Origin of the sequence: Corallococcus sp. Z5C101001 (assembly GCF_007352635.1) — a bacterium.
Lineage (GTDB): Bacteria > Myxococcota > Myxococcia > Myxococcales > Myxococcaceae > Corallococcus > Corallococcus silvisoli.
Window position 1 is genome coordinate 1 of sequence record NZ_VKLU01000036.1, and the last position, 4,943, is coordinate 4,943.

The 4,943-nt window shown below is 70.7% G+C and carries 1 protein-coding gene; it reads right to left on the reverse strand.

What is annotated here, in order from left to right:
* Nucleotides 1–4,943: non-ribosomal peptide synthetase (locus FOF48_RS36060; RefSeq protein WP_143909530.1), on the reverse strand; the 4,943-nt coding region annotated here is incomplete at both ends.

Consider the following 4,943-nt stretch of genomic DNA (forward strand, 5'->3'; position numbering starts at 1 on the left):
TCGAATGTCGCGCGGACGCGCGAGACGAGCTGGGTGGCGAGCAGGGAGTGCCCGCCGAGGGCGAAGAAGTCGTCGTGGAGCCCGACGCGCTCGGTGCGGAGCACTTCGGCGAAGAGGGCCGCGAGCTTCACTTCGGTGGGGGAACGCGGGGCGACGAAGGCGGAGGCGCGCTGAGCGGTCCCCGGCTCCGGGAGGGCCTTGCGGTCGACCTTGCCATTGGCGTTGAGGGGCAGGGCCTCCAGCACGACGAAGGCCGAGGGGACCATGTACTCGGGGAGGTTCTGCCGGAGCTGGGACTTGAGCGCGTCGGTATCCAGGGAGTGGCCATGGCGCGCGGTGAGGTAGGCGACGAGGCGCTTGTCGGAGTCGGAGCCCTTCGCGACGACGACGGCCTCGTTGACGTGGAGAGAGGCGCGGAGAGCGGTCTCGATTTCACCCAGCTCGATGCGGAAGCCGCGCACCTTCACCTGGAAGTCGACGCGGCCGAGGAAGTCGAGCGCGCCATTCTCGAGCCAGCGGGCCTTGTCGCCGGTGCGGTAGAGACGGGCGCCAGGGGTGGAGGAGAAGGGGTGGGGGATGAAGCGCTCGGCGGTGAGGTCCGGGCGGTGGAGGTAGCCCCAGGCGAGGCCCGGGCCGCCGACGTAGACCTCGCCCGCGACACCGACGGGAACGGGGCGCAGGTGGGCATCGAGGACGTAGGCCGTGGAGTTGGGAATGGGCCGGCCAATGGGCACCGGGCCGTCCACCCGCGTGTCGTGCTTCAGCGACCACGTGGTGGAGAAGGACGAGTTCTCCGTCGGGCCGTAGGCGTGAACCAGCGTCGACGTATCGGGAATGAGCGCCAGATGGTCACGCAGGCGTGCCCAGGGCATCACGTCGCCACCCGTGAGCAACTGACGCATGCCCGCGATGGCCGCGCCCTGGTGCAGCGCCATCTGCTCGAAGAGCGCGGTCGTCAGGAACAGCACCGTGACGCGGTGGTGGCGAAGCTGCGCGGCCAGCTCCTCCAGGGAGAGGGTGCGGGGCGGAGCAAGGACGAGCTTCGCGCCGTGCAGCAACGCGCCCCAGAACTCGAAGGTGGAGGCGTCAAAGGCGACCGGCGCGAGTTGGAGCCAGGTCTCCTCTGGCCCGAAGCGCATGAAGGAGCTGCCGAGCACCAGGCGGGTGATGCCGCGGTGGGGAACGCAGACGCCCTTGGGCCGGCCGGTGGAGCCGGAGGTGAACATGACGTAGGCGAGCGACTCGCCGTCCGCGTGGACCTCCGGCGCATGGGTCGGCAGCGCGGCGATGTCCTGGGCCTGGGCATCCAGCCAGACGCGGGTGCCCGAAGGTGGCAGCAATGACGCGAAGGGCTGGTGGGTGACGACCACGCTGACGTCCGCGTCCTCGAGCAGGGCCGCGATGCGGTCCACGGGAGCATTGCGGTCCACGGGGACGAAGGCGGCGCCGGCCTTGAGGATGGCGAGGATCGCCGTGACCAGCTCGAAGGAGCGCTCGACGGCGACGCCGACGCGGGCACCGGGGACGATGCCCACCCCCCGCAGGTGATGGGCCAGCTGGTTCGCGCGCGCGTCCAGCCGGGCATACGTCAACGTGGCATCACCCATGACGAGCGCCACGGCATCCGGCGTGCGCTGAGCCTGCTGCGCGAAGTGGACGTGGACCGGGATGTCCGTGGGGCTGGCGACGGCGGTGTCGTTCCAGTCCACGAGCAGACGCTGTCGCTCCTCGCCGGACATCAACGGCAGTGCGGAGACGGACTGCTCGGGCGTCGCGGCCACGGCCTCCAGCAGCGTGCGCAGGTGGCCGGCCATCCTCGCCACGGTGTCGCGCTCGAAGAGCGCGGTGCTGTACTCGAGCCAGCCGACGAAACCCTCGGGCGAGTCCTGCAACGTCAACGTGAGGTCGAACTTGGCGGAGTGGGCCTCGGCCGCGGCTTGCTGGAAGGTGAGGCCTGGGACGCGCAGGGCCTCCGTGGGCGCGTTCTGCAGGACGAACATCACCTGGAAGAGCGGACTGCGGCTCGGGTCGCGCACGGGCTGCACGGCCTCGACGAGCTTCTCGAAGGGCAGGTGCTGGTGCTCGTAGGCGGCGAGCGTCGTGCCTCGCACCTGGGCGAGGAGCTCGCGGAACGACGTCTCCGCCGTCATCCGCGTGCGCAGCACCAACGTGTTGACGAAGAAGCCAATGAGGCCTTCGGTCTCGGCCTGGGTGCGGCCGGCGATGGGAGAGCCGACGCTGATGTCGTCCTGCCCGGAGTACCGGGACAGGAGGACCTGGAACGCGGCCAGCAGCACCATGAAGGGCGTGGCGCCTTCACGCCCGGCCAGCGCCTTGAGGGAGTCGGCCAGTGTTCGCGGGAGGTGAACGGCCAGGGACGCACCCGCGTACGACTGGAGGGCCGGACGCGGATGGTCCGTCAGCAGCTCCAGCGCGGACGGTGCGCCCGCGAGCTGGTGCTTCCAGTAGCCGAGCTGCGTCTCCAGCGCCTCCCCCTGGAGCCACTGTCGCTGCCATGCGGAGAAGTCCGCGTACTGGATGGGCAGCGGCGCGAGCGAAGGGGGGTGTCCCGCGCTGAAGGCCTCGTAGAGGCCCACCAGCTCGCGGACGAGGACGCCCATGGACCAACCGTCGGAGACGATGTGGTGCATCGTCACGAGCAGCAGGTGCTCTTCGGCGGCCAGCCGCACCAGGGCGGTGCGCAGCAGCGGGCCGTTCTCCAGGTGGAACGGTTGGCGCGCATCCTCCGCGACCCTGCGGCGGGCTTCGGCTTCGCGCTGCGCTTCGGGCAGGGCGGAGAGATCCACGAGCGGCAACGTCCACGGCTCCGCTGGGTGGATGTTCTGGAGGGCGTGTCCCTGGTGCTCGCGGAAGGTGGTGCGCAGGGCCTCGTGCCGCGCGACCAGGGTCTCGAAGGCGCGGCGCAAGGACTCCACGTCCACGTGGCCCGTGAGCCTGAGGGCCGTGGGGATGTTGTACGACGCATCCCCGGGGGTGAGCTGATCCAGGAACCAGAGGCGCTGCTGCGCGAAGGACAGCGGTGCCGTGGTGGCCCGCACGGCGGGGATGCGCGGCAGTGCCGACGCGGTGGAGGAGGGCTCGGAGTCGATGCGCTGGGCGAGCGCGGCCACGGTCGGGGCTTCGAACAGTGCGCGCACCGGAAGCTCGCGTCGGAACGCGGCGCGGATGCGAGAGACGAGCTGGGTGGCGAGGAGGGAGTGGCCGCCGAGGGAGAAGAAGTCGTCGAGGACGCTGACGCGCTCGAGGCGGAGCACCTGGGAGAAGAGAGAGGCGAGCAGCTCCTCGGAGGGGGTGCTGGGGGCGACGAAGGTCGAGGCCGAGGAGGAGGGGAGCGGAGGGGGAAGGGCCTTGCGGTCGACCTTGCCGTTGGAGTTGAGGGGAAGGGCCTCCATGACGAGGAAAAAGGAGGGCCGCATGTGCTCGGGGAGGAACTGCTTGAGCCAGTCCTTGAGCGCGTCGGGCGAGGGCGCGTCGGAGCCTTCGGGAGGGACGACGTAGGCGACGAGGCGCTTGTCACCGGGGACATCCTCGCGAGCGAGGACGACGGCGGCGTGCACCTGCGGGTGCTTGAGGAGGGTGGTTTCGATTTCGCCCAGCTCGATGCGGAAGCCACGCACCTTCACCTGGAAGTCGGTGCGGCCGAGGTAGTCGAGCAAGCCATCCGCGCGCCAGCGGACGAGGTCGCCCGTGCGGTAGAGGCGCGCGCCCGGGGCAGAGGAGAAGGCGTCGGGGATGAAGCGCTCGGCGGTGAGCTCCGGGCGGTTGAGGTAGCCGCGGGCGACGCCCTCGCCGCCGAGGAAGAGCTCGCCGGAGACGCCGACGGGGACGGGGCGGAGGGTGGCGTCGAGGACGTAGGCGCGGACGTTGGGAAGCGGCCGGCCGATGGAGGGCGTGGGCGACGCGTCGAAGGCGCAGGAGGTGGCGTCGACGGTGCACTCAGTGGGGCCGTAGACGTTGAAGGCGCGCAGGCGAGGGTGCTGCGCGAGGGTGCGCCAGGTGTCGGTGTCGACGGCCTCTCCGCCGACGAGGGCGCGCTGGGGGAGCGAGTCGCGCTGAAGGAGGCCTTCATCCACCAACAGGCGGAGGTGCGCCGGAGAGCAGTCGAGGACGTCGAGGGCGTCGAGGGAGATGCGCCGGACGAGCTCTCGCGCGTCGGCGCGGGCTTCGTCAGGGACGATGCAGAGGGTGTGGCCGTCGAGGAGCTGGACGAGCTGCTGGACCGAGGCGTCGAAGGAGAGAGGCGCGTTGACGCTGACGCGCTCGGCGGGGGCTCGACCGGAGTGGATGGCGGAGGCGAGCCCGTGGCGGAGGTTGAGGACGGAGCGGTGCTGCACCATGACGCCCTTGGGGCGACCGGTGCTGCCCGACGTGTAGATGATGTAGGCGAGCTGCTCCGGAGAGACGTGGATCGAGAGGGGGGCGTCGGACTCCAGGGAGAAGTCGTCGGAGTCGAGGAAGAGGACGTGGGCGGAGTGAGGCGGGAGGACGTCGCGAAGCCCGCGGTGGGAGAGGATGACGGGGGCCGCGGAGTCGACGAGGACGTGCGCGATCCATTCGCGCGGGTAGCGAGGGTCGACGGGGACGTAGGCGGCGCCGGCCTTGAGGGTGGCGAGGAGGGCGACGAGCGAGTGGACGGATCGCTCGAGGCAGAGGACGACGCGGGACTCGAGGCCGACGCCGAGCTTCCGGAGGCGGTGGGCGAGCTGGTTGGAGAGTGCGTCGAGCTGCCGGAAGGTGAGCTTGTCGTCGCGACAGGTGACGGCGAGGGCGTCGGGGGTGAGGCGAGCCTGGGCGGTGAAGGCGTCGTGGAAGCAGAGGTCGCGAGGGAAGTCCGCGTCGGTCTGGTTCCAGTCGAGGAGGAGCTGCTGGCGCTCGGAGGAGGAGAGCAGCTCGAGGGAGGAGAGGGGAGCGTCGGGCTGGGC